This is a genomic window from Kineosporia mesophila, from assembly GCF_021129235.1.
Classification (GTDB): domain Bacteria; phylum Actinomycetota; class Actinomycetes; order Actinomycetales; family Kineosporiaceae; genus Kineosporia; species Kineosporia mesophila.
In genome coordinates, this window is record NZ_JAJOMA010000006.1 from 17,822 (window position 1) to 43,195 (window position 25,374).

Annotated in this window: 18 protein-coding genes; 5 read left to right on the forward strand and 13 right to left on the reverse strand. The window is 70.6% G+C overall.

Translation table 11 applies throughout. The features are described from left to right. Positions 1-13 precede the first annotated feature (13 nt). Complete coding sequence (locus LR393_RS10105) at positions 14-865, reverse strand: HAD family hydrolase (RefSeq protein WP_231483349.1); 852 nt, start codon at positions 863-865, stop codon at positions 14-16. A 137-nt stretch (positions 866-1,002) separates the two neighbouring features. Here LR393_RS10105 and LR393_RS10110 point away from each other — a divergent pair, with 137 nt between their 5' ends. Then, complete coding sequence (locus LR393_RS10110) at positions 1,003-2,058, forward strand: diacylglycerol/lipid kinase family protein (RefSeq protein WP_231483350.1); 1,056 nt, start codon at positions 1,003-1,005, stop codon at positions 2,056-2,058. A gap of 440 nt (positions 2,059-2,498) precedes the next feature. Here the strand turns inward: LR393_RS10110 and LR393_RS10115 are convergent, their stop codons facing one another. Then, positions 2,499-3,761 (reverse strand): glycosyltransferase 87 family protein, encoded by a 1,263-nt coding sequence (locus LR393_RS10115; protein WP_231483354.1) that lies wholly within the window; start codon positions 3,759-3,761, stop codon positions 2,499-2,501. 148 nt (positions 3,762-3,909) lie between these two features. Here LR393_RS10115 and LR393_RS10120 point away from each other — a divergent pair, with 148 nt between their 5' ends. Next, a complete protein-coding gene (locus tag LR393_RS10120; RefSeq protein ID WP_231483836.1) occupies positions 3,910-6,222 on the forward strand; it encodes a hypothetical protein in 2,313 nt (770 codons plus the stop codon). Positions 6,223-6,682: 460 nt separating this feature from the next. Here the strand turns inward: LR393_RS10120 and LR393_RS10125 are convergent, their stop codons facing one another. From LR393_RS10125 to LR393_RS10140, 4 genes are all read right to left on the reverse strand, one after another. Further along, positions 6,683-8,125: a class I SAM-dependent methyltransferase gene (locus tag LR393_RS10125; protein ID WP_231483356.1), complete on the reverse strand. Its 1,443-nt coding sequence runs from the start codon at positions 8,123-8,125 to the stop codon at positions 6,683-6,685. A gap of 19 nt (positions 8,126-8,144) precedes the next feature. After that, positions 8,145-9,749, reverse strand: a complete 1,605-nt coding sequence (locus LR393_RS10130; protein ID WP_231483363.1) for a glycosyltransferase 87 family protein — start codon at positions 9,747-9,749, stop codon at positions 8,145-8,147. 116 nt (positions 9,750-9,865) lie between these two features. After that, a complete protein-coding gene (locus LR393_RS10135; protein WP_231483368.1) occupies positions 9,866-10,651 on the reverse strand; it encodes a glycosyltransferase family 2 protein in 786 nt (261 codons plus the stop codon). A gap of 88 nt (positions 10,652-10,739) precedes the next feature. Next, entirely contained in the window at positions 10,740-11,699 is a 960-nt protein-coding gene (locus tag LR393_RS10140) for a DUF5926 family protein (RefSeq protein WP_231483370.1), read from the reverse strand. A 209-nt stretch (positions 11,700-11,908) separates the two neighbouring features. Between LR393_RS10140 and LR393_RS10145 the strand changes: the two genes are divergently transcribed. Beyond that, positions 11,909-12,556, forward strand: a complete 648-nt coding sequence (locus tag LR393_RS10145; RefSeq protein WP_231483377.1) for a 2'-5' RNA ligase family protein — start codon at positions 11,909-11,911, stop codon at positions 12,554-12,556. On the opposite strand, the gene LR393_RS10150 is transcribed toward LR393_RS10145, so the two are convergent. Together LR393_RS10150 and LR393_RS10155 are read right to left on the reverse strand one after the other, a co-directional pair. Further along, positions 12,553-13,383 carry a glycerophosphodiester phosphodiesterase gene (locus LR393_RS10150; protein ID WP_231483378.1) on the reverse strand — a complete coding sequence of 277 codons (831 nt, stop codon included), beginning with the start codon at positions 13,381-13,383 and terminating at the stop codon, positions 12,553-12,555. The genes LR393_RS10145 and LR393_RS10150 overlap by 4 nt on opposite strands. Before the next feature lie 179 nt (positions 13,384-13,562). Then, a complete protein-coding gene (locus LR393_RS10155; RefSeq protein ID WP_231483380.1) occupies positions 13,563-14,111 on the reverse strand; it encodes a YceI family protein in 549 nt (182 codons plus the stop codon). Positions 14,112-14,291: 180 nt separating this feature from the next. Here LR393_RS10155 and LR393_RS10160 point away from each other — a divergent pair, with 180 nt between their 5' ends. Then, positions 14,292-15,575, forward strand: a complete 1,284-nt coding sequence (locus tag LR393_RS10160; protein ID WP_231483382.1) for a DUF445 domain-containing protein — start codon at positions 14,292-14,294, stop codon at positions 15,573-15,575. A gap of 32 nt (positions 15,576-15,607) precedes the next feature. Here the strand turns inward: LR393_RS10160 and LR393_RS10165 are convergent, their stop codons facing one another. Next, entirely contained in the window at positions 15,608-16,660 is a 1,053-nt protein-coding gene (locus tag LR393_RS10165) for a Gfo/Idh/MocA family protein (RefSeq protein ID WP_231483384.1), read from the reverse strand. A gap of 24 nt (positions 16,661-16,684) precedes the next feature. Then, positions 16,685-17,908 carry an ATP-binding protein gene (locus LR393_RS10170; RefSeq protein ID WP_345718680.1) on the reverse strand — a complete coding sequence of 408 codons (1,224 nt, stop codon included), beginning with the start codon at positions 17,906-17,908 and terminating at the stop codon, positions 16,685-16,687. Between the two features lie 92 nt (positions 17,909-18,000). Here LR393_RS10170 and LR393_RS10175 point away from each other — a divergent pair, with 92 nt between their 5' ends. Continuing rightward, a complete protein-coding gene (locus tag LR393_RS10175; RefSeq protein ID WP_231483396.1) occupies positions 18,001-22,236 on the forward strand; it encodes a type 1 periplasmic-binding domain-containing protein in 4,236 nt (1,411 codons plus the stop codon). Here LR393_RS10175 and LR393_RS10180 read toward each other — a convergent pair. From LR393_RS10180 to LR393_RS10190, 3 genes are read right to left on the reverse strand one after another with little or no spacing between them, the layout of a single operon-like run. After that, entirely contained in the window at positions 22,199-22,588 is a 390-nt protein-coding gene (locus LR393_RS10180) for a hypothetical protein (RefSeq protein ID WP_231483402.1), read from the reverse strand. The genes LR393_RS10175 and LR393_RS10180 overlap by 38 nt on opposite strands. After that, entirely contained in the window at positions 22,581-24,845 is a 2,265-nt protein-coding gene (locus LR393_RS10185) for a thiamine pyrophosphate-dependent enzyme (RefSeq protein ID WP_231483404.1), read from the reverse strand. Before LR393_RS10185 ends, LR393_RS10180 begins: the two co-directional genes overlap by 8 nt. Before the next feature lie 58 nt (positions 24,846-24,903). After that, positions 24,904-25,233 carry a rhodanese-like domain-containing protein gene (locus tag LR393_RS10190; RefSeq protein WP_231483405.1) on the reverse strand — a complete coding sequence of 110 codons (330 nt, stop codon included), beginning with the start codon at positions 25,231-25,233 and terminating at the stop codon, positions 24,904-24,906. Between the last annotated feature and the right edge of the window lie 141 nt (positions 25,234-25,374).

A 25,374-nucleotide genomic window follows, 5' to 3' on the forward strand; every position in this document is an offset into this window, starting at 1 on the left:
GGTGGCGAGCGAATTAACGCTCGAGCAGCTTCTCCAGCACGTCGGCCAGCCCGTCCTCTTCCACCGTGCCGGTGACCACATCGGCGTGCGGCTTCACGTCGTCCGTCGCATTACCCATGGCCACCGCCTTGCCGGCCCAGCCGAACATCTCGATGTCGTTGCGGCCGTCGCCCACTGCGAGCGTGGCGTCGGCGTCCACCGCCAGGCGACCGCGGATCACCTCCAGGGCACTGGCCTTGCTGACACTGTTCGGGGCCAGGTCGAGCCAGGCCGACCAGCCCACGGCGTAATTCACGCCGTTCAGCCCGATCGAGCGGGTCAGCTCCAGGAAGTCGTCGGACGTGTGCTCGGGACTGCGCACCACCACCCGGCACGCGTTCTCTGCGCAGAGTTCCTCGAACGTGGCCACCCGCGTGTACGGGCCCTCCAGCTCACCGGGCGGGAAAGGAGCCGTGAGCAGGAACTCCCCGGAGCCGTTCTCCAGGGCGTAGAGAGCCGTGGGCAGGTGCTCGCGCAGCAGGGTGAGCACGCTGGACGGGTCGAAGGTCACCGTGTCGGACACCTCGTAACCACCGGGTGCCATCGGGTCGAGGCGAAGGGTCACGGAGCCGTTGCTGCAGACCGCCCAGCCGTTGACCAGACCCAGTCGATCGAGCACGGGAACGGTCTCGTACAGCGAACGCCCCGTCGCGATCACCACGTGCACACCCAGGTCGGCGACCGCGCGCACGCTCTCCCGGACGCGGTCGGTCAGACGCTGGTCGTGGTCCAGGATCGTGCCGTCGATATCCAGCGCCACCAGCTTCGGAGCCCAGATGTCGGCTGGATCGGTTCGGGGACGGTTCTCAATAACGTGGTCTGTCATCCGCAGAGTTTACGCGCCCTCAGGTTACGGTCCGGGGTCGATTGATGACCATGCCAGACAAGCGCAACGTAAACAGCGTGTCTCGTCACCCCGCGTCTGGGCGGGCCCACGCTCGATCCCCGGCTAACGTGCACATCATGTCGATCAGCAGCGATGTCCTCAGGGACGTCGTTCTCATCGCCGTTCTCGTGATCGCCGTGGTGGTTCTCATCACGCTGGTCCTGACCCGGCGGCGTCTGCTCTTCCGGAGCCGTCCCACCGAGAACCTGGACGGTGCCAGCGAAGCCCCCCGGGCGGCCGTGGTCGTGCACGGCAAGAAGGTGGACGACCACGATGCCCGCCGGAGGCAGATCGAGGTGCTCTCCGGGCGTCTGGGCTGGCGGGCGCCGGTCTGGCTGGAGACCACCATCGAGGATCCGGGGCGGGGCCAGACCCGCAAGGCCGTGGCCGACGGGGCCTCGGTCGTCATCGCCTTCGGTGGCGACGGCACCACCCGCGTCGTCGCCGGATCGCTCGCCGGTACCAACGTCCCGATGGGTCTGCTCCCCGCCGGCACCGGCAACCTGCTGGCCCGCAACCTGGGCGTCCCGCCGAACCGACTGGAGTCGTCCCTCCACATCGCGCTCACCGGACGGAACCGCACCATCGACATCGGCCACGTCGAGATGGCTGATGCCCCCGGCGCCCCGCCCCGCGAGGAGAGCTTCCTGGTGATGTCCGGCCTCGGCTTCGACGCCGAGGTCATGGCCACCACCGCCCCCGAGCTGAAGAAGAAGATCGGCTGGGGTGCCTACGTGATCGCCGGCGCCGGGCGCCTGCGAGGCCGCCGCACCCCCGTCACCATGCGGGTCGACGACGGCCCCGTCCAGCAGCGCAAGATCCGCGCCGTGGTGGTCGGCAACGTCGGCATGCTCCAGGGCGGCATCCAGCTCATGCCCGGAGCGCTCCCCGACGACGGCTGGCTCGACGTCGTGGTCGTCTCCCCCCGCGGCATGACCGGCTGGCTGCCCGTGGTCGGCGCCGTACTGACCCGCCGCAACCACGCCACGGTCGAGCACTTCCGCTGCCGCACGATCGAGATCCACGCCGACAAACCCATGTTCGCCCAGCTCGACGGCGACCCGGCCGGCAAGGCCCAGTCTCTCAAGGCCTGGGTGGACCCACTGGCCCTGATCGTGCGGGTCCCGGGTTAGAAGCAGCCCATTGAGGACGCGCGTCCCCCACTCCCAGCGCAACCCGGGGTCAGTGGGGGTGGCCAATGAGGGACGCCCGCCCCTCACCTCCCAGCCTCCCAGCCTCCCAGCGCGTGATCGTGTGCACTTGTTGCGGGCAGGCCGCAAAGAGTGCACGCGTTGACGAGGTAGCCGGCGGGACCAGTCGCTGTCGGCCGGCGCAGTGGCCATGAACGTTTCACCGGCTGCCCCCTTCACCCCTTCGTTCGTGATCATGCAATCCCCCAGCCCTCACTGAGCCCAGCCTCATGCGGGTTTCGGCTGTCGACTGCGCGCAAGATCCAGCCCCGCTCACGCCGAGGAGCCGCCCCCGCCCATGCGCAGGTAAGCCACGCCCGGGGCCGAGCCATAGGCCCCCACCTGCGTGTGGAAGTGCGCTGCGCGCTGGGTCAGGCGCTGGGTCAGCTGCGCGCGGAGCTCAGTTCTCCCTCTGAGGTCGGCTCGCTGCCCTCGGCCGGCAACTGCTGTTTTCGGGCGACGAGGAGCCACAGGGCCAGGAGGCTCAGGACGGCCCACCAGCTGTACGAGTTCTGGACGATGCGGGCGACGGCGTTGGGGACCTCGTTGCCGGCCAGCAGGTTCGCGCCCCACCAGGGCATGCGGATCCACAGCAGGACGGCACCGACGAAGGCCACTGCGGCGCGACGCAGGTCACGGCCGTCGCCCAGCAGGGCCCCGATGACCACGACACCCCAGTGCATGTGGTGCACCCAGGAGACCGGCGAGATCAGGTAGGCCGCCATCCCGACGACCGCGACCACGGCCACGGGCTCACCGAGCCGATCGAAGCGGCGGGCGAGGGGTAACGCCGCGACCAGTACCGCGACCACGAGCAGCAGGTTGACCGCCGTGAAGGCCAGGCTGCCTTCGGGCGGGCCGATGCGCAGCAGCACACCGCGCAGCGACTGGTTGGACGTGCCGCCGTTCGGGCCGAGCCGCCCGGGGTCGAGCAGGGCGTCGGTCCAGTAGGTGGCCGAGGCCGGGGGCAGCAGGAACCAGGACACGATGGTGACCAGGGCAGCCGTACCGACCGAAGTGGCGAGCACCTTCCAGCGCCGGGCCACGGCCCAGTACAGCCAGAACACCCCGGGTGTCAGCTTCACCGCGGCGGCGAGCGCCACGCCCACGCCGCTGCCCCCGGCCCAGGAGCCGTCGACCCGCGACCGACGGGTGACGTCCCACAGGCAGAGGGCCACGATCACCGCGTTGACCTGGCCGAACCGCACCCCGTCGGAGACCGGCAGGAGCCACACGCCGCCAGCGGCCAGCACGCCCTGCGCCAGACCGGCGCGGTGGCCGAAGCGGCTCAGGAAGAGCCGGAAGGCGATACCCACCGTCCACCACAGCAGCGCGCACTGCAGCACCGTCCAGATCCAGCCCACCACCGAGAACGGGGCGATGAGCAGGGGCAGGGCGGTGAAGGCCGCGAACGGCGGGTAGGTGAAGGGCAGGAACTGCGGCTGCACCGTGCGCACGTCGTAGAGGGGGAAACCGGTGACGATCGCCCGGGCACCCTCGCGGTACACCTCAAGGTCGACCTGCCAGTTCTCCCGGGGGTAACTGACCAGGTAGTGCCAGGCCAGGGGGAGGGCCGAGGCAGCCAGCACCAGGAGCCCCAGCACCAGCCAGGGCCCTTGTCTGCGCAGCGATCCAGCCGTGTTCACGGAAGAGATTGTGACCTGCCCCTCCGACATTCTCCGCACCCGCCTGTTCAGAGGCCTTTCCCGACCGTTCCATCCAAGATCATCTTTCCGGGAGGGTGCGGGGGTGATCCGGACAAGCCTGTCGGTGGGGGCCCATACAGTTGCCCGGGTGAGATTCGGACTGCGGACACGGTGGGCTGCCCTCGGCGTACTCGGAACGGTGATCGCCGGGGCGGCGTCCACCGGCACCATGGCGTCGGCGACAGCGGCCGTCGCGACCGACCCCGCCTCGACCAGCACTGCCACCACCGACACGGCCGTGACCGGCCCCGTCGTCCTGCTCGGCACCGGCGGCCTGCGCTGGAACGATGTCACCGCCGAGCAGCCCGCTCTGCAGAACCTTCTCGACACCGGCTCCAGCGGCTGGCTGGCCGTCCGCAGCATCCGTTCCACCACCTGCCCCACCGACGGCTGGCTGGCCGTCTCGGCCGGGGCCCGGGCCGGTGACGCCGACGTCGCCAGGAACCAGCCGCTCTGCCGCGACCCCGAGCTGACGGTCACCGATCCGGGTGAGGCCGCCGGCGTCACCGGGTGGCGCCGGTACGTGCAGCAGGCGGCGAACGACGACTACGACGCGCAGCTCGGCCTTCTCGGCGACACCCTGGCCGCGGCCGGCAAGAAAACCGCCGCGGTCGGTGCCGGGGCGGCGATCGCCCTGGCCGGCCAGGACGGCCAGGCTCCGCACGTGTGGGCAGGCGGTGCGGGCAATGCTTCCGGCACCGGCGATCCGAAGGCCCTGGCCTCGGACGTCGACTCGGCGCTCGCGACCGGTCCGGACCTGCTGGCCGTCGACCTCGGCACGATCGTCGACCCGGCCCAGCAGAATGACAAGTGGCCCGCGCTGACGGGTAGTTACGGCGCCTCCCGCGCCGATCAGGTCGCCGCGCTGGAACTGCGGCTCGAAGCGGTGCTGGCCGAACTGCCCACTGCGGCAACGGTCTACGTCGCCTCGCTGGCCGACTCCGGCACCAAGTCGGAGCTGCGGCTGCTCGCCGCCAGCGGCTCGGTGCCGGGTGGGGGCACCTACGCCGACTCGCTGCTCGGCAGTTCCTCGACGCGGCAGGACGGCCTGGCCCAGACCACCGACCTGTTCCCGACGCTGGTCTCCGCGCTCGGGGTGACCGCCCCCGACTCGGTGGTCGGCTCGGTGGTGCGCCCCGCCGCAACGGGAATGAGCGACGGCGACCGCAACCGCAAACTGCTCGACCTCGACGAGGCCGGCACCGCGGTGAACCCGATCGTGCCCTACTTCTTCATGGGCCTGATCATCGCCCAGGTGCTGCTCTACCTGGTGGTCACGCTCGTGCTCCGCAGAAGGTCGCGGAGCCCGGAAGAGGCCCTCGTCGCCTCCCGCCGGGTGCTGCTGCTGCGCTGGTTGCGCCGGGTCGCCGTGGTGTTCTCGTGCGTGCCCGCGGCCACCTTTCTGGCCAACCTGGTGCCGTGGTGGCGCTACGAGCACGCGGGCCTGGCGCTGACCGGCGCGGTCGTCCTGTTCGTCGTCCCGATGGCACTGATCGCCAATCTCGGTCCGTGGCGGCACACCCTGCTCGGCCCGATGGGCGCGGTCGGCGGCATGACGATGCTGGTGCTCGGCGCCGACGTGATGACCGGCTCGCACCTGCAACTGTCCAGCATGATGGGCCTGCGGGCCGTGGTGGCCGGCCGCTTCTACGGCTTCGGCAACCCGGCGTTCTCGGTGTTCGCCACCGGCGCCCTGCTGCTCGCCGTCGCCGTCGCCGACACCCTGGTGCGCCGGGGCCGGTCCCTGGCGGCCGCCGCGGCCATCGCCGTCGTCGGGAGCGCCGCCACGATCATCGACGGTATGCCGGGCTGGGGCAGCGACTTCGGCGGGCCACCCGCGATCATCCCGGCCTTCGCCGTGCTGGCTCTGCTGGCCTACGGCATCAAGGTCAACTGGCGCCGCGCCCTGATCATCACCGGCGGCACCGTCGCGGTGATCATTCTGCTCTGCGTGCTCGACTGGCTGCGGGGCCCGGACGACCGCACCCACCTCGGCCGTTTCGTGCAGACCGTGATCGACGGCGACGCGTGGCCGGTGCTCCGGCGCAAGGCCACCCAGAACCTGCGCATCCTGTTCGGCTCGTACCTGAGCGCCCTGCTGCCGGTCGCGGTGGCCTTCGTGGTACTGGTGCTGGCCCGGCCGGTCTCCTGGGGCGTGCGGCCGCTGCAGGTGGCTTACGATCGCTCGCCGGTCCTGCGCTCAGGCATCATCGCCTTCGGCGTGATGATGCTGATCGGGTTCGCGATGAACGACTCCGGATCCTCGATCCCGGCCGTCGCCGCCACCGTGGCCCTCCCCTTGCTCATCGCCGCCAGCGTGCGAGCCCTCGAGCTGGCCGACACCGACCCTCCGGTCCAGCCCACCGAGACCACATCGGAGCCGGAGCCCAGCAGAGGTTAGTCGGCCACGGTCGGCCACGGTCGGCCACGGTCGGCCACGGTCGGGTGACTTCCGTGCGCCCCGATCGCACGGAAGTCACCCGATCATGGATGTGGGCCCGGGCGGGCGCCGGTCCGGTTCAGGTCAGGTCACCGCGCCATGGCGTGTCGCGGCGCCGCTACCGTGATGAGGTGCCCGGCCACGGCCTGGGAGGGTGCCGGGTGGGCCCGTTCTCTGGACCGTCCCCAGGTCGGATGCCGTCGGACGCGGCCAGATGTGGTCAGCCGAAAGCTGGATGCCCCGCGGCGGCATGGGACAAACGCGCAGCGGGTAAGCATCGGTCCGCCGTACCGACCTGGGTGCGATGGCGCCGGGATCAGACAAGCGTCATCGTTCATGATCATGCAGCCCCCGACCCGGCCGGGAAGGAACCCATCCCGCCGGGACACTTGGCATGATCACGAACGGACGAAGAGGAAGGTCAGGGCTGGCCGTTCTTGGTTGCCCGCCGCTTCCTGGGGAGCGGGGCGGGCACCGCTTTCTGAACGTTCGATCTCTGGGCAGCCGTGGTCTGGGTCGTCTTCCTGGCTGCCACGGTCTTCCTGGCGCCCACGGTCTTCTTCGCGGTCACAGCCTTCTCGGCCGTCGTAGCCTTTTCGGCCTTGCCAGCAGCCGGAGCCTTGCGAGCCGCCGGAGCCTTGCGAGCGACCGGAGCCTTGCGAGCGACCGGCGCCTTGGCCGCCGTCTTCTCCGCGGGCGCCTTACGCGGGGCCGGAGCCTTCGCTGCCGCCTTCTCCGCGGGCGCCTTACGCGGGGCCGGAGCCTTCGCTGCCGCCTTCTCCGCGGGCGCCTTACGCGGGGCCGGAGCCTTCGCCGTCTTCCTGGCCGCCGGCGCCTTACGCGGTGTGGGAGGCGCGACCACCTGCTCGGCCGGCTTCTTCGCCGCGGACGCCTTGCGCGGGGCAGGGGCCTTGGCCGTCTTCTTCGCCGCTGAGGCCTTGCGCTGGGCCGGGGCCCTCACGGCCCTCTTTGCCGTGGAAGCCTTGGTGACCTCGGTGGCTGCGGGTACCGCCTCGTCCTCAATTCGGTTTCCGCCCCGCCAGAACGTCAGAGTCGCCCCGCTGGCCTGCTCGACGAACAGGCCACCGTTCGCGGCCTGGGAGTTCAGCAGCTCACGCAGTTCCGCCTCGAACTCGGTGAACCGGTCACCGAAGAGGTGCGGCGCGGAGTACGAGAGCGAGAACACCGACGCGATCACCTCGTTCACTGTGCGTACCCGCGTCATTGCGTAGGGCACCTCGACGACCGTGGGCGAGCCGAAACCGGCCGCGGCGAAAATCTCCCGCTCGGTGCCGAACGCCTCGGTGGGACGCACGCCCTGCCCTGCCCTCAGGTCCTCGCCCAGGTAGCGTGCCACGAGCGAGCGCACCTCTTCCCACGGCGGCTGCGGAAAACGCAGGGAGGTACGCGGGGCGGCACCGGTGCCCCTGTCGGTGATGGCGCCGAGATGTACCACCGCGCCGCCGGGTTCGAGCATCCCGGCGACCGCCCGGGCCACCGTCTCCTGATCGAGCCAGTGGAACGACAGGGCGAAAGTAATGGCCCGGAACCGGCCGAGGTCGGCGGGCAGCTCTTCCGCACGCATTTCACGCCATGAAACCGACTGCATCCGCGAAGATTTGGAAGCGAGGCGACCGGCCTCGATCATCCCGGGATCCGCGTCCACACCGATGACCTCGCCGAAATACCTGGCCAGAGGCAGGGTCAGCGAGCCCGGACCGCAACCGACGTCGAGCAGGCGCCCGGTGCCGTCCAGAGCAAGGTTTTCCCGGATCGCCTGCACCACACCCGGCGGGTACGGCATACGCCCCGCCGAGTAGTAGTCGGCACTGCCGGAGTAGAGCGACGGATCCCATTGCCACACGGTCATTCCTGCAATCTCATCATTCAGCTGAACCGACGTCGAATTTGCCCACTGGTGACGCAGAGCGGCCGTGCTCGACGTCGTCCATCGTTGACTGCCCTTCTGAACGCCGGAATTCTTTCCAGCGCAAGCAGGTCCAGGCCAACACCGTCACTACGACGGCAAGTTCCAGCCAGGGCGCCACGGACCGGCGGAAGCCCAGGGTGATCGCTTCCACCGGTTCGGACATCCCGACGACCCGGCCCGGAACATAGGCCACTACCAGCACGAACAACCGGGCGAGCAGGGCCCCGTCGAGCAGGGTCGGTGTGAGCAGCGCCAGTGGTGCCCACACCATGCTGTCGTACCACGGCAACGAATAAGGCGTCGTCAACAGCCAGCCGACGCCGAGTGCCAGGGCCGCTCGCGCCATCGAGGCAGTCTCCGCGCCACCCGAAGCGCCACCCGAAGCGCCACCCGAAGCGCCGGCCGGGTAATCAGCCGGGATTCCGGTCGGCACCTCCCGCATCCGACGCAGCAGGAGCAGCACGAGAACAGCCCCCAGGCCCATCGCGACCGGCCCGATCACGTCCCGCAGACCGCTCCCGAACACCGGGTCGAGCTCGTTGGTGAGCAACCTCCAGGGCGAGGCCAGCGAGACCTGACGACTGGCCTCGTGCAGCCGGTCGTAGGTGTGAGGGCCACTCCACAGGTGGGCCGGTACCAGCACGGCCAGACCGGCGAGCGCCATCACCCCCAGGTGCCGGGCGAGCTGGGGCAACGGCCGGTGCCGCAGGCCCCAGAGGATGGCCAGGGCGAACAGCCCGATCGTGACCTTGCTGCCGACCGCCGCCCCGATGAGCAGCCCGGCCCAGACCGGACGGGTGGACGCCAGGGCGAGGGCCCCGATCGCGAAGGCGACGGCGATCACGTCGAGATGGCCGCCGAGCACGACCTGACCCAGCAGCAGCGGGTTGAGGGTCCAGAGGACCCAGGTGCGGGCCCGGGCCTGCGGGTTCCCACGGGTCAGCCGGTCGAGGGTGAGGGCGACGGCGAGGAAGGCCAGACCGCAGATGATCTGCCAGAACCAGACGGTGAGCCGCAGAGAGCCGTCCCCGGCCCAGGCGGCCAGAACCTGGGCGGCGGTCGAGACCGGCCCGTAGACGCTGGGGGTGTGCTGCCAGGGCGGCTGGATCGCCCCGGCGACCGGGTCGGTGCCACCGCGCCAGGTGCCCGGGTCGACCACGTAGGGATCGTCACCGGCGGCGGCGATGCGGCCGTAGGCCAGGTAGGAGAGGTGGTCGGCGGAGCCGAGCGGCGGCAGCACGGTGAGCAGGAGCACGGCGGCGCCGGCCGCGACCAGGACCGCGCGGGGTGACAGCCAGGTCAGGCCGGAGCGGACCGCGAGCAGCCCGGCCCGGATCGCGACCGCGCCGAGCCCGGCGGCGATCGCCAGGACCACGCTGACGAGGCCGGAGCCCGGGTGCAGTCCGAGGTCCCAGGACGGGTACCAGGTGGCCGGGCCCAGGCCCGGGACGGCGGCCGAGTCGCCGGCCACGGCGACTCCGGCCGGCAGCAGTACGGACAGAACACCCGCACAGCAGAAGACCAGCCCCGGGGGCGGCCGTCGCCGCGTGGATGACACGAGGCAATCGAATCAAACCCGGCCGCGCAAAACTGCCTTTGGGCCGGTCCAGGTCGAAGCCGACCGGAGGAATTGACGGAAAGTTCAGCTCGGCGTGGCGGAACGCACACGCCCGATCACCCGCCGAGAGCTTTGCGGGCCAATCGGGATGCCGGGCGGAAGATCTTGTTGATCACCGGTATCCGGCGGGTGCGGCGTTCCAGCAGGGCCAGGCCGACATCGCGGTACTGACCGGCGCGGTGCAACTGACCGCGGAGGTCAGATCCCGTGACCCGGTGGTGTAGTTCGCAGGGCACCTCGATCACCCGGTAGCCCGCCCGGAGCACGTCGATGGTCAGGCCGGTCTCGACCCCCCAGCCGATCGCCAGGGGCAGGGCGGAGTCGAAGGCCGCGCGGTTGATGCAGCGCGTGCCGGAGAGCGGCTGGGTCGGCGTCCACCCGGTGGCCTGCCGGATGCCCTTGCGGGCCAGGCGCACGACCTTGCCACTGCCCCCGCCCGACGTGGCCTGGGGCGGGATCAGGGAGATGGTCATGTCGGCCTCACCGGCGAGCACCGGCTCGACGATGGTCGACGTCGCGGCCGCGCTGGCCCCGAGGTCGGCGTCGATGAACAGCAGGGCACGTGGCTCGTTACTGGGAACGGCGGCGTCGAGCACCGCGGCCCGGGCCGCACCGGTCTCCATGGCCGCGGCCTTGCCCTGATTGACCTCGTGGCTGACCACCTGCGCCCCGGCTCTGACCGCGATCGCCGCGGTTCTGTCGACCGAGCCGTCGTCCACCACAATGACCAGATCGGCGCCGGGGAGCGCGAGCGCTGCCTCCACGGTCGCGGCGATCCGGTCGGCCTCATCCTTGGCCGGAATGATGACGGCGAGGCCACCAGGCACTGTCACGTCTGCCACGCCTCCAGAGGCTATGGGGTGCACCAGGCCGGAGGGAATCCGGACGATGAAGCTCACACCGTCCGGATTCCCTCGCGATCAGCTGGGATCAGCGCAGGGTGACCTGGCGGGACACCACGCCCGCCCGGGCACGGCGCTCGTCGGCGGTCAGCGGCTCGGTGCGGGCCATGGCCTCACGCAGCCGCTCGGAGAAGGCCACGATCGGCTTCTCCAGCTCTTCCGGCTCGGTGTCGTCGGCGAGGTCCCAGACCGGCACGATCAGGCCGCAGGCCCGGAACGAGCCGACGTACTTGGTCTCCGGCAGCAGCGCCGACTCACCCGCGGCGTGCAGGCGGGCGATGCCGTCGAGCACCTGGGTCTCGTCGTCCGGCAGCACCCAGCGCAGGTGGCGGCGAGCACCCATCTGCACCCAGTAGGCGGCCTCGACCGAGGTCAGGCGCCTGGTCGGCACGGCGGCACCGTTGGCCTGCTCCAGCGACTCGCGGACCTCCGGGGTGAGCTCGTTGTCCTGGGCGAACCAGAAGTCGAAACCCTCGTGCACCGTGACGTCGAAGCCGCCGGAGAGGTCGAGCACGTCCTGCAGACGCGGGCCCGGGCCGGGCAGGTCGCTCTCGGCGACCGGGTTGCCGGCCTCCAGCTCCCGCGCCTTCAGCAGGGCGGCGGCCAGGTCACGGCTGGCGTCGCCGGAGCCTCCGCCGGTCTGCAGCCCGAGCAGCACCGTGCCGTCGGCGCGGTGCAGTGCCGGCCAGGCCATCGGCAGGATCGAGGCGACGGTGACGGTGCCACCGCCGAACTCCTCCTGCACCGGCACGACCGCGGTCGCCGCCGGCACGATCTCACGCAGGGCGACCCAGTCACATTCCCCGGCCAGGCCCTCGAAGGGGCGCACGGCCACTTTCATCGCTTCGATCCGGGCTGCGCGCCCGTGACACGCCTTGTACCGCTTGCCCGACCCGCACGGGCAGTCCTCGCGACCACCGACGACCGGAATGTCACCGTCGATGACGGTGGTGGCGGCGGATCCGGTTCGGCGCTGCTTCTTTCCCATGACCGGCGAGCCTAGCGATCCGTGGTGGCGATCAGGTCGTCTAAGCAAAGCTAGCTATGAAACTAGACAGCCGTAGACACGTTCATCGACCACCAACTGAATGATGGACGCCAACCCGCTCACCTCGTCCGGACGCCCGGTGCACCGCCCCCGTCCGGATGCGCGAAGATGCTCCGCCGGCTCAAGCGCAAGATCACTGGGAGAAGATCGTGAACGGCTTGCACGACCACTGGGTCGAGATGCCGGAATGGACACCGGGACGCGAACTCTGGGCGTTCTACCTGACCTTCGCCGAAGCGACCGACCTGCACGCGCGGATCGCCCACGACCAGGCCGCCCTGGCCCGGGTGCCCGGGCTGGACATGATCCCGCGGGCCCGGCTGCACCTGAGCGTTCAGGGCATCGCCTTCCGCGACCTGGTGCACGACGCCGAGATCGAGCGGCTGTCCCGGACCGTGGCCGCGGCGGTGGCCGGACGCCGGCTGCCCCGCCTGTACGCAGGTCCCGCGATGAACGACTACGACGCCGTCGGGCTCCCGGTCCACCCGGCGCAAGACCTGGTGGCCCTGCGCGACCTGATTCGCCTGACCGCAGCCGACCTGATCGGTGCCGAGCGGATCTACCAGCTGCCGGAGTCCGAGGGCGGGTTCATCCCGCACATCAGCATCGCCTATGCCGACCAGGAGATCTCCGGCGCCGATCTGGCCGCCGGGCTGGAGCGGACCAGCCCGGAGATGACCGCGATCGACGCCGGCCACCTCTCGCTGGTCGCCCTGCGCCGGGCGAACAAAGCCTGGTCGTGGGAGCGCGAGGCCCGTCTGCCGTTCGCCCAGCCCAGTCCGGTGCCGGTGAGCTAGGCCGGGACCAGCATCGAGGCGAGGGTCTTCCTGGTCTCGGCGGGCTTGTTGGTGATCAGCACCGAGGCCCCCGCGTCCAGGCAGACCCGGATCTGCTCGGGGGTGTCGACCGTCCACACGTGCAGCTCACGCCCCCGGGCCCGGATCCGCTCACCGAAGCGCGGGTTGAGCGCCAGCATCTCCACGTCGGGCGCGATGGCCACCCCGGCGGGCACCTGGCCGTCGATCATCGCCACCGGCATCCGGCGTTCCACCAGGTAGACCAGCGGAAGAGTCGGGGCCAGCGCGTGCATGCGGCGCACGGCGAGAGCGCTGAAGCTCATCATCCGCACCGGGGAGGGCTTCTCCGGCGTGTGCCGGTCCCAGCCGAACTCCTGCAGCAACCGGGCCAGCTTGCGCTCGACCAGGCCGCCGTAGCGGGTGGGGTGCTTGGTCTCGACCGCGATCTGGACCGGCCGGTCGAGGTCGGCGACCACCGAGAACAGCTTGCGCAGGGTCAGGAGGTGCGACCGGTCCGAGGTGTCCACCACGTCCGGGACCTCGGTGCCGTAGTCACCGTGCTCCTGCGAGAGCTTCTTCCAGGATCCCCAGTCCAGGCCCTCGAGCTGCGCGAGCTCGAGGGTGGAGACGATCCCGGTGCCATTGGAGGTCCGGTTCACGGTGCGGTCGTGCACACACACGAGGTGGCCGTCGGCGGTGAGCCGAATATCGCATTCGAGCGCGTCGGCACCTGCCTCGATGGCCTGGAGATAGGCCGCGAGCGTGTGCTCGGGCTCTCGATCACTCGCGCCACGATGTGCGACGACCTGGGGCCGTAGCGAAGTCACGCAACAAATTTGCCACAAGATCGGGCTTTGCGGGGGGCGGAACCGGGCGGGTTCCCAGATGCACAGGAACTGATCGCCGCCCGTTTGCCGGATGGTCGAACTCTGTAACACCGGCGTTCCCGGCCGGTCTCGCGACCGGCCGGGAACCACCGACGTGGTGAGGTGCTACCGCAAGAAGATCAGGCCTTCTTGTTGGCCTCGATCTCGAGGACGAGCTTGACCTTGTCCGAGATCAGGAAGCCGCCGGTCTCCAGGGCGGTGTTCCAGCTGATGCCCCAGTCGCTGCGGTTGATCGTCGCGGTGCCGTCGAAGCCGGCCTTCTGCGTGCCCCACGGGTCGGCGGCGAGGCCGTTGAACTCCCACTTGATCTCGACGGGCTTGGCCACGCCCTTGATCGTCAGGTCGCCGACCAGGACCAGGTCGTCGCCGTCCAGCTTGGCCGAGGTGCTCTTGAACGTGATCTTCGGGTTGTTGTCCGCGTCCCAGAAGTCGGCCGAGCGCAGGTGGCCGTCACGCTGCTCGTTGCCGGTCACGATGCTGGTCGCGTCGATCTCCAGGTCGGCGCTGGAGGCCTCCGGGTTGGCGGCGTCGATGGTCGCGGTGCCGGAGAAGGTGGCGAAGTGGCCACGGGTCGTGGAGACCATGGCGTGCTTCACGGCGAAGCCGATGGTGCTGTGGCCCGGGTCGATCTCCCAGGTGCCGGTCAGCTCAGCGGGGAAGTTGCTCATCGGAAATACCTCACAGGTCGTCGGTTCGATCGGAGTGGAGCGGCGGTGCTGGTTGAACCCTAGATGATTCAACGTTCATCTAACTACTCCACCACGGAGAAATTCCCGCACTTGGCCGAACGGTCAGGTGAAGGACACGTCGCGGACGCGCCGGAACCGATCACGCGCAAGGATCTACCCATGACCGTCGCTCCTGTGCGTCCGCCGTCCTCCCCCCGGCTGGCCGGCTCGGCCGAGGCCGATGAGCGCCGCCGGGTAGCCCTGCGCCGGATGAAGACCGTCGCCACCACGTTGCTGGTGATCGCCGCGGTGATCTACGTGGCCACGCTCAAGCAGGACGGGGTGCTCGGCTTCGTCAATGCCGCGGCGGAAGCAGCCATGGTCGGCGCTCTGGCCGACTGGTTCGCGGTCACGGCTCTGTTCCGGCACCCCCTGGGCCTGCCGATCCCCCACACCGCGCTGATCCCGACACGCAAGGATCAGATCGGCGAGAGCCTGCAGGAATTCGTGGCCGACAATTTTCTCTCCGAAGAGATCGTTCGGGAGAAAGTCGGCCAGGCTGAAGTCACCCGGCGGATCGGGGCCTGGCTCGCCGAGCGGGAACACGCCGAGCGGGTGGGCGCTGAGCTGGCGACGGCCGGGCACGGCGTGCTCAGCGTGCTGCGCGACGACGACGTGGCGGCGATGCTCGAGCAGGTCGTGGTGCCGCGCGCCGCCGACATCCCGGTGAGCCCGCTGGCCGGTGGCCTGCTCGACGGGATCCTCGACGACGGCGCCCACCGCCGGCTGGTCGACCTGCTGGTGGACGAGGGCCGCTCCTGGCTGGAGATCAACCAGGAACGAATCATGCTGCTGGTCACCGAACAGGCGCCGGGCTGGACCCCGCAGTGGGTGGACAACCGCATCGCCCGCCGCGTCTACGACGAGATGTACCGCTGGCTCAGCGAGATCTCCGCCGACCAGCAGCACCCGGCCCGCCAGGCTCTGGACGACCTGCTGCGCCGGCTGGCCCGCGACCTGCGCTCCGACCCCGGGACCCAGGCCCGGTTCGAGGCGATCAAGATCCGCCTGCTCGAGCACCCGGAGCTACGCAAGGCCACGATCGCGCTCTGGTCGACCGTGCGCCGCATGCTGCTCGAGGCCCTCGCCGACCCGGTCGGTGAGCTGCGCCGCCGCATCGTCGACGCGCTGGCCGACCTCGGCGTGCGCCTCTCCACCGACCGGGAGCTCCAGGCCCGCCTCGACACCTACGCGCAGGACGTCGTCGGCTACGTCGTCCGCAATTACGCGGACGAACTGGCCACGGTGATCAGCGAGACCGTGAAGCGGTGGGACGCGGTCGACGCCTCACGGCGCATCGAACTCCACGTGGGCCGCGACCTCCAGTTCATCCGGATCAACGGCACGGTGGTCGGTGCCCTGGCCGGCGTGGCGATTCACACCTTCACCATCCTGATCTCGTAAAGCAGCTAAAGCAGCTAAAGCAGCTAAAGCAGCTAAAGCAGCTGCACCACACCACTCCCGATCGACGCATAACCCGCAGCCACCACCCGGGAGGTCTGGACCGCGTCCTCTGCTGTGGTGGGAGCCGTTGCCTCACCGGCTATCTCACGCAACAAGGCACGCATCGGCCCGGCGAAGGCGTGCGGCGTCCAGCGGGTGCTCACCGGATAGGGCAGCCAGCCGTCGGTGGGCAGCACGCGACTGCTGAACTCCAGGGTGACGGGCTCGGCCCGCAGGTCGACGCGGATCGAGCCTTGTGCACCGTCGATGCGCATCCGGGCCCACCGGTCGCCGGTGGTGTTCTCGTGGTCGACGGCCACCAGGGCCCGGGCTCCGGAGGCGAAGGTCATGGTGGTGGTCGTGCGAGTCTCTCCGGTCACGCTCTGGCCCGGGCGGCGGCCGGCCACGCAGTACACCGTGGACGGGCTCCCGAGCAGCGCGCGCACGGTGTCGAAGTAGTGGACCGAGTGGTACATCAGGTCGAGCTGAGGGGACTGCGCCAGCCCCGGCCGGTCCGGCCAGTCGGTCCTGCCGCTCACGTCGACCGTGACGGCCGTGACCTCTCCGATCCAGCCCGCCTCGGCGATCGCCCGGGCCGCGGCCATGCCCTCGCTGTACCGCATCTGGTGATTGACCACGAGCGACCGGCCGGCGACGCGCGCGGCAGCGGCCAGGTCGACGGCCTCGGCGTGCACCAGCGCCAGGGGATTCTGGGCCAGCACGTGCTTGCCCGCGGCCAGGGCGGCCCGCACGATCGGCGGCTGCTCAGTCGGCAGGACGGCGACATCCACCACCTCGATGGTGTCGTCGGCGAGAACATCCTCGAGCGTGAGGACGCGCCTCAGCCCGAACGCTGCCCGCGCGGCATCCGCGCGGGCCGGGTCCCGATCGCAGATACCCACCACCGGCAGCCCGGCCGCGGCATAGGCGGGCAGATGCCCCGCCCGGACCACGGCCCCGGCGCCGATCACGGCGATGCGCCGGTGCAGACGCCCGGGGATGGAGAGGTCACAGGCCTGGGCGATCGGCTGGAGCAGGTCGATCAACGCGGATCTCCACTTCACTGAGTGCTACTCGGCTGCCTGCCTGCGCAGGTACCGACCGAAATGTGGCACAGTGAAGGAGATTCGGCCACGTTCTCCGGAATAGATGAGGCCCTTCTTGATCAGTGAATCACGAGCGGGTGACAGGGACTGGGGTTTTCGGCCCAGCAGCAGGGCGATCTCGGAGGTCGCCACCCCCGCGTCACCCATCGACAGACTGGACGGCAGGTCGGCGGAGACCTCGGCCATGGCCCGCAGGTACTCCCGCTCGGACGGGGTGGCGCGCTCGTAGCGGGAGCCGAAGAAGCCCACCGCCAGCTCGGCCTCCGCCTCCGGGGCCGCCACCTTCACGTCGTCGACGGTGATCGGGGTGCGCGGGGCGACGTCCCAGGTCACCTTGCCGTAGGCCTGGATGAAGTACGGGTACCCGGCGGTGACCTCGTACATCTGGGCCAGGGCCTCTTCGGTGAAGTCGGCGCCCTCTTCCTGGGCGGGTGGACGAAGCGCCTGGGCGGCCGCCTGCGGGTCGAGTCGGTCGATCCGCACGTATTTGAAGAGCCTCTCGGAATAAGACTTGCTGGCCGAGAGCACGGCGGGAATGTGCGGCAGACCGGCGCCCACCACGACCAGCGGCAGACCCTGCTGACCGAGCTCGTGGCAGGCGGCGCACAGGGCGGAGACGTCTTCGGGCAGCAGATCCTGCATCTCGTCGATGAACACCGCGATCCCACGACCGGCCCCGGCGGCCACCCCGGCAATATCGGAAAACAGTTCCACCAGGTCGATCTCGATATCGCCGGAATCAGCCCGACCGGTGACGGCGGGCACGTCGATGCCGGGCTGCCAGCGATCCCGCAATGCCGTGCGACCCTTGGCCGGCGGGGCCGGTTCTTTCATGGCGAAGGATTTCAGAATGCCCAGCACGTGGTTCGTATCGTCTTTGTTGGCGGGCGAGAGCTCCCGCACGGCCTGGTGCAGGGCGGCGGCCAGGGGGCGGCGCAGCGGGGTGTCGGGCCGGGCCTCCAGCTTGCCGGTGCCCCAGCGCCGTCGCACCGCCGCCGAGCGCAGGGCGTTGAGCAGCACGGTCTTACCCACCCCGCGCAGGCCGAGCAGCACCAGGCTGCGCTCGGGCCGGCCTCGGCTGATCCGTTCCAGCACCACGTCGAAGCTTTCCAGCTCGGCGTCACGACCGGCCAGCTCGGGAGGACGCTGACCCGCGCCAGGGGCATAGGGATTACGCACCGGATCCACGATCCGAGCGTATCCAGCTGTCTAGGTCAATTCCTAGAACAAGCAATAGCGTTTTATGGGTATTTTGAAAGGAGATGCCGTAATCTCGGGCGATGGGGCGGGGACAGGGCACCATTTCCGACGGCGTGCGGGGCGCGATCCTGGCCCTGATCATCGGCATTCTTCTATTTGCCGGCAACGACACGCTTCTCGCGCTCGTCGCCGGGCTCGCGCCGCTGGCCTTCACCGGCCGGGAGAACCGCCAGAACCGCACCGGCACCGACGAACTCGAGGAATTTCGCGAGCGGCTCCACGTGATCCAGTCCGATGCCTGGCGCCGTCGGCGCCCCGGCCGCCGGGTGGCCGCCGACGACTGGTGGGGCATCGCCGACGTGCCGGTGCCCCTGCTGAAGGAACGCACCGACACCCTGCCCCCGGAACCCCCGGCGGCGCGGGACCGCAAGAACCCGGTGCGGCTGCCGAAGTTCTTCCGCTCGATCCCGAAAATCGTTCCGGGACAACCGAAGATTCTGGAAGACGCCGAACCGTACGACTTCGAGGAGTTCGAGCCGGAGAGCGTGCGACCGGTGCTGGAGGCCCTGGCCGGGGGCCGGTACAACCTCGTGCTCCGCGGGCCCCAGAACTCGGCCAAGACGGGAACGCTGCTCGGTTTCGTGCTCGCCGCGCAGCAGATGCGCAACGAGGACCGCAGTTTTCCGCTGGCGATCCGGGTGAGCCTGGCCGGCTGGGAAGACCACTGGCGCGAGCACCCGACCGGGCCGGACTCCCAGCCCGGCCTCATCGACTGGATCAAGGTGCGGTTCCGCGACGACTACCCCGGTCTCCTGGAGCACGGCGCACCGGCCGACGACCTGCTCGATGCCCTCTGGCGGGACGACAGCCGGGCGGGCGGCAACACCGTCGTCCTGTTCGTCGACGACATCGACCGGATCCGGAACAGCTCCGTGCGCGACCGGATCATCGCGGAACTCGGCACCCGCACGGCGCTGCTCACGCACGCGGAGGATGCCGATCCGGACTTCTGGCCCGGCCGCTGGGTGACGCTCGACCTGACCCGGCCGACCCTGGCGTACGCCCGGGCGGTGCTCCCGGGAGAGGTGTCCCAGGTACCCCGGCGTATCTACGAGAGTCCCCGGCTGCTGCGTACTCTCCGGAGTGCCTACCCGAAGTCCGAGGACCTCGGGCAACGCCTGGAGACCCTGAACGAGAAAGACCAGGAGAGACCCGCGAGAAGCCGGTACAACGGCGGGGCCGTGGACGAGTTCTGGAAGGGACTGATCCACGAGGGCTGGGAGGCCCGCCCCCAGCCGGCCGGCCCCCGGGACCAGACCTGGCACGCCCGCCTCGGGCACGGCCTGGCCGCCGTCGGCCGCCCGGTGATCCACTGGTTCACCATCCGGTGGTTCATCACCTCACCGCCCCCACCGGCCCGCCGGAGCGCCGAGTCACCGGCCGTCCGCACGCTGAAGTGGGTCGCCCGGGCCGGCCTGTTCGAGAACACCCGGTTCGCCTGGTGGGAGGTTCCCCGCCGGGCGGCCCAGGAGCCCGGGACGGCCACGCCCCAGCGCCTCTGGACCGCGAGCATCGACAAGGGCCGGCCGTTCCGGGGCGGCCTGCGGATCCAGGCCTGGCGGGCGGGGTCCGGCCGGCCGCTGATCACCGCCGCCTACCGGCGACTGCTGTGGCGACGCGCGCTGTCGGCGACGGCCTGGGCGATCGGCACCTTCCTGGCCGGTCTGCTCGTCATCGCTGCCTGCCTGTGGCTCGGGCTGGTGCAGGGCTACGACCGGGCCAGCCACGGACTCCAGGGAGCCGGCGTCCTGACCTGGTCCGACGTCGCGCAGTGGGACTGGCACTCACGCCATGCGCCACTCACCAATCCCCTCTACCTCTCCGCGTCCGTGCTGTTCGTCGTGGTCCTGACCGTGTTCGGGCTGGCCCGGTTCGGCGACGAGTTCGAGCACAGCGACGGCGGCCGGCCGCAGATCATCCGGCCGCGCCTGCCCGGGGGCCGGCAACTGCGCGAGATCGCCCGGCTGATCCCCCGGCCCAGCGCCGTTCTCCTGGTTCTCGGGATCGTCTCGGCCGTGGTGCTCCAGGTGATGAACTCCGGCCTCAGCGAACAACTCTGGACCGGAACGACCTTCTCGGCGCTGTTCGTCTCCCTGCTCGCCTGGCTGCACTGGTGCTCGCAGGAGGGCGACAACCTAACCCCCACAGATACTTTCGCCAGCGACCGGAGATCCACCCGAGTGGTGGCCAGCACCCTGGGGATCGCCATGGTCGCGAGCTCCACCACGCTGGCCTGGTGGTTCACCTCGCCCGGCCACGTGCCCACGCTCGGCCAGTGCCTGTGGATCAGTGGCGCCGCCGCCGTGTCCGTCGGCCTGGCCCGCGGCTTCCACCTCGGCGCGGGCATGATCGCGCCCATCCTCTTCCCCCTGCGCGAGGGATTCGGCATCGGCTACGCGCACCGGATGCGGATGCTGGAGATCAGCCTGCGGCGCATCGACGACCGGCGGGCCGCGTACGACGCCGCACTGGCCCGGCGGGCCCAGGACCCCGACCCCTCGGAGGCGGCGGACGCCGCCCGGCGGGAGCTGGCGCCCCTGACCGTCATCTCCGCGTTCGACCTGAACCAGCGGGCCTCGTGGGACGACGAACGCCACCGCGGCCTGGTCCTGCGGCACGTGGGCTCACTGATCCGGCTGCGCGACGTGACCCTGGAGCGGTACCTGGCCCCGGAGGGGAAGGCCCCGGAAACCACGCGTCCCCGCACCTCCCGGTGGCGGCAGGCGATCATCTTCGTCTCCCTCCTGACGGCCGTTCTCAGCCTGACCGGGACCGCGGCGGTGGTGGTTCCGCGAGCCCTCTGCGCACCCTTCCAAGACACCTTCCAGAACCCGGTGCGGTCACTGAACACCGTGCCCACCGCACAGACCTGGCTGGAGAACGGCCAGTGCGTCGGCTTCGACACCCTGGTCGGAGACGGCAACCAGTTCGACAGCACGATCGAGCCCAACGGCGCCCCGGAGGCCGAGCGCGACGAGATCCTGGCCCGCATCCAGAAGCAGAACGCCGCGATCCCGTCCTCCCAGCGGGCGGTGAACGTGCTGTTCCTCGCGCCCCTGAGTCGCACCCCGGAGAGCAAGTCCATCAATGCGCTCTACCAGTTGCGCGGGGCCCAGGCCGCCCAGTCCGACATCAATGCGGCCGGGTCGGTGTACGTCCGGCTCACGATCGCCAACGTCGGTGAGGACTTCACCTCCGGCCCCGCGGTCGTGCAGATGATCGACCGCCAGTTCCCGTCCGATCCCCGTGACCCCAACTCGATCAAGGCCGTGATCGGGATCGCCCAGAGCCGGGCCGCGGCCCGGGAGGCCCTTGCCCAGTTCGACGACGTCACGATCGTCGCCAGCAGCGTGAACGGCAACGGCATGCGGCACGGGCTGGTCAAGGGTCAGGACGTGGACCTGGGGCAGTACTTCGTCAGTGTCGCCCCCAGCAATCTCGACGTGGCCCGGGCCCTGCTGTCGGCACCGGCCCTGGACTGGGCCGGGAAGGCTCTCGGGCCGAAGGGTTCCGGCCCGGCCCAGCGGCCGCTGAAAATCATTCTCGACGACCGGGACACCTTCTTCAGCAACGATCTGGCCAGCTCCCTCGAGTACGTGGGCGAGACCCAGGACACCGCGGGCTTCGCCCGGCCGATCCGGGTACCCCTGCGGGAGACCGCCTCCGACCGCCAGTACGACGATCTGGCCCAGGACCTGTGTTCTCCCGAGAATGCCCAGACGGTCTGGCTCTTCGCCGGGCGCGGCAACCAGCTGGCGCGGCTCGGTGAGTCGATCGGGAAAGGCTGTACGAACACCCCGACGATCCTCGCGGGCCCGGGATCGCTCAGCGCCATTCAGGCCACCACCCCGAAAACCATCGGCTACCTGGCCAAGACACGCTTCTACTCCCTCGTCGCCCAGGTGTCGGGCAAGATCGAGCAGGGGACGACGTGGTCGGCCGGGGTGGCCCGCCGCGGCGACGAGGCCACCGGCTGGGCGGCTCTGGTCGAGGCCTACCGCCGGGTGGCCCCCTCCGACATTTCCGGGTGCCCGGATCCGGTGAGTGAGGTACCCCAGATCAGCGTCAGCATTCCCGGCGATCCGGACCGGGACGGGCACAACACCCTGCAAGCCAGCCCCTGCACCCCGGAGCCCACACCGATCTACCTGTGCCCGGTGCTGGCCAAGGCACCGGTCGCCACCTTGTCCGGGGGGAAGAACGACTGCCTGGAAGCCCCTACGGCAAAGCCTGACGCAGCGTCCCCGGCCCCATGACCAGCGCTTCTTCGGGCAACCGGGCCCGCAGGCCCCGGTCGGCGGTGGCCACCAGCGGGATCCCGCCCTCGGCGACAATCTGCTCGGCCACCACGACGATCGTGCTGTCCCCGTCGGCAGTGGCCCGGATCACCTCGACCGGCTCCGGACCGGTCGCCCCCTTGGCCTTGCCCTCGACGACGGCGAGAATGCGCCTGACCGAAACGCTTTCGCCCTGCACGGAGAGGTCGGTCACCGAGGCCAGCTCGCCCAGCAGCCGGGTGGCCGCGCCGAGCCGGTCGCGCCACCAGCCGTCCGGCCGGCTCCCCATCACGTTGGCCACGTCGACGAGGAGCACCACCTCGTCAGTCATCACACAGCGCCCGGGCGGTGGAGAGGATGCGCAGTTGCGTCAGTTCCACGAACTGTGCCGCCGGGCCGGACGGGAGCGGACTGTCTTTCGCCGTCACCCGGGCCAGCCGGCCGTCGAACCCGGCCTCCAGCACGCCGGTCACCAGGGCCTCGGAAACTCCTCCGCTGCGTCTGGTCTCGTCCACGATCAACAGATTCCCGGTGGCCGAAGCGGCGGCGATCACATCGTCCATCGGTAGAGGAGCCAGCCACCGCAGATCGACCACCCGGCAACCGATGCCCTCACCCTCCAGCTCGGCCGCCGCGCGCAGCGCCAGGCGCAGGCCGTTTCCGTAGGCCGCGATGGTGAGGTCGTTGCCGGAGCCGTGCACCACGGCCCGGCCGATCGGGGCGTGCAGCGAACCCCACTCCGACGGCGGCGCGTACGGCGCCAGCCAGGCGTCGTCGCCCTCGACGGTCAGATGCCGCAGGTGGTACAGCGCAACCGGTTCCAGCATCACGCTGACCGTGCCGTCGGCCTCGGCCGCCGCCAGGCAGGTGCGCAGCAGGGCCGGGGCCTGGGCCGGATGGGCCGGGCAGGCGATGACCAGACCGGGGATGTCGCGCAGACCGCCCAGGGCGTTGTCCACGGCGACCGCTCCACCGAACCCGTCCTGGAAGCCGAGACCGGGCGCGCGCAGCACCATCGGGTTGCGGTAGGCACCGTTGGAACTGAAGGCCAGCGTGGCCACCTCGGCCCGCAGCAGTTCCTGCGCGGCGTGCAGGTCGTCGAGGCCGAGCTCGACGATCGGCAGCTGACCACTGACCGCGGCACCCATCGCCAGCCCGAGGATCGACGCACCGTGCGGTGCGGTGTCGGTGACCTGCGCCGGGCCCAGTCGTGTCTGCAGCCCCCGGGTCACCCCGTGCACGCCGCCGGCCCGGGCCACGTCACGACCCATCACCACCACCCCGGGATGCGCGATCGCGGCATCGAGCAGGGTGCGGTTGATCGACTCGGCCAGGGTGAGCGGGCCCTCCTTCTCGGGCAGCCGGTTCTCGAAGGCGGCGGCCCGCCGGTCGGCCGCGGGCTCACGGGCCGCGGCCATCCCGACCACGGCCGGGCGCCGCGGGGAGAGCGGTGCCATCACCTCGGCCGAGCTCCCGGGCCGGGCCCGGTGCGTGGCGTCTTCCAGCGCGGAGGCCACCCGGTCACGCAGGATCAGCAGCCGGTCGGCGACCTGTTCCCCGGTCATCACGCCGTGACGCACCAGCGCGGTCATCGTGGCCACGAGCGGGTCGCGCTGCCGGTCTTCGGCAATGCGCTCGTCACGGCGGTAGAGCTTCTCGTCGTCGGCCCCGCTGTGCCCACCGATCCGGACACACGACAGATGCAGCAACACGGGACGCCGGTGCGCACGGGCCGTCTCGACCGCGCGGCGCGCGGTCGAGAACAGGGTGGCGGCGTCGCCCGCGGTGTCGGCGTGGAAGTACCGCAGCCCTTCGCGGTTACTCAAGGACGCGTGGATCCAGCCGGGTGGGCCGGAGGTGGAGTAGCCCAGTGAGTTGTCTTCGCAGACCAGCAGCAGCGGCAGCGGCACACCCTGTTTCGAGGCCCAGCAGGCGGTGTTGATCACACCTAGGGCCGTGCCGTGCCCGGCGGTGCCGTCACCGAAACTGGCCACCGCCACGGCGTCGCTGGGCCAGTTCAGCCGGCCCCCGACGATGCGCGCCCGGTCTCGGGGCTGGCGGCCGATCGCCCAGGCCAGGCCGAGGGCCCGGGGCAGGTGGCCGGCGGTCGTCGTGGGAGACGGCAGCACGGCGACGTCCGGGTGCGCGGGGGTCGGGCGGCGTCCACCGCCCGCGGGCTGGTCGACACTGCCGGCCAGGCCCCGCGCGACCGCGGCGATGCCGTCGTCCAGACCGGCCGACGCCAGCCGGGCCAGGTAGAACGCGGTCGAACGGTAGTGCGGGAGCACCGGGTCGTTGCTGCGCAACGCCATGGCCACGGCGGCGTTGCCCTCGTGCCCGGCCGAGGCCACGGTGAAACTGCCGAGCCCGGCGGCGGCCATCCGGCGGGCGGCCACGTCGAGCCATCGACTCGCGGCCTGGGCCTCGAACAGGTCGGCCAGGTCGGCGCGCAGGGCCTCGACCGGCGCCTCGTCATCGGTGCCGTCGACGGGAACGATCACGTCGTCGTCCGCCGGCTCGACCGGCTTCACCTCGTCGAGGGGGATCAGCGACGAGAGACCTTCCAGCACCGCTCCCAGGTGGTCCACGAGTTCAGCCCCCGGCCCGGGTTCCCCCAGGTCGGTGACCGTCCTCAGTGGACCTTCCTCAGCGGACCGTGGGTGCTTCACCGGTGTCGCTCACCATCTCGCGGCCCGCCGCCTGCCAGGCCCCCATACCGCCGCTGACGTTGACCGCCTCGAAACCGTTCTGCTCGAGCCAGGCGACGGCGCGCGCGGAGCGGCCGCCGGACCGGCAGATCACGTACACATCGCCCTCGGGCAGGTCGCCCGTACGGGCGGGGAGCTCCATCAGCGGGATGTGCACAGCCCCGCTGATGTGCCCGGCCTGCCATTCGTCGGGCTCACGCACATCGACGATCGCGGCTTCGGCGGGTACCTGGGTGGCGTCCACCGAGGGGACCTGCGACGGGAACATCGGTTACCTCCTGAGGGCACCGGAGGAAGTGCCCGGCATCGATCGGGTCCGTTCATCCTCTCAGGTGGGAAGCACCGATCGGCACGCCACCGGCGGCCTGTCGGCGGGGCGTCGGAGCCGGTTCCCGGCAGAACGGCCTTG